The organism is Herbidospora sp. RD11066, assembly GCF_054661255.1.
Map to the genome: position 1 here is coordinate 1 of NZ_BAAGDO010000075.1, position 317 is coordinate 317.

The window sequence follows — 317 nt, forward strand, 5'->3', positions numbered from 1 at the left end:
GCTTAAGGGTGTAATTGTTCTAAACACATTCGAATCACATGATAGCACATGCACCAGTGTTTTCATCACTAAAAGCAGTGGTGTACCGAACCTCAGGTGAAGTGGCACGGGTCAAATCGCTCATGTTCGGGTCTTGATTGTATCGCACATACCCCGATGGTGCCTTTCTGTCATAAACACCCTGAGCATAAGGGTGTTCCACCACATCATATGGCACATAGGGCCAGATCTCCGCCTTCTTGCCTGTTCGGTGCACAACACGAGAAACAACCTTGTGGGGTTCAACATACCCTACGACTGTGAGCTTGTGCTGTTTT

1 protein-coding gene is annotated in these 317 nt (G+C 47.9%); it reads right to left on the bottom strand.

All coding sequences use genetic code 11. The features are described 5' to 3' along the window. Positions 1 to 34 precede the first annotated feature (34 nt). On the bottom strand, positions 35 to 317 hold a 283-nt coding region (locus ACYQ78_RS39390; protein WP_459806105.1), incomplete at its 5' end, for a hypothetical protein.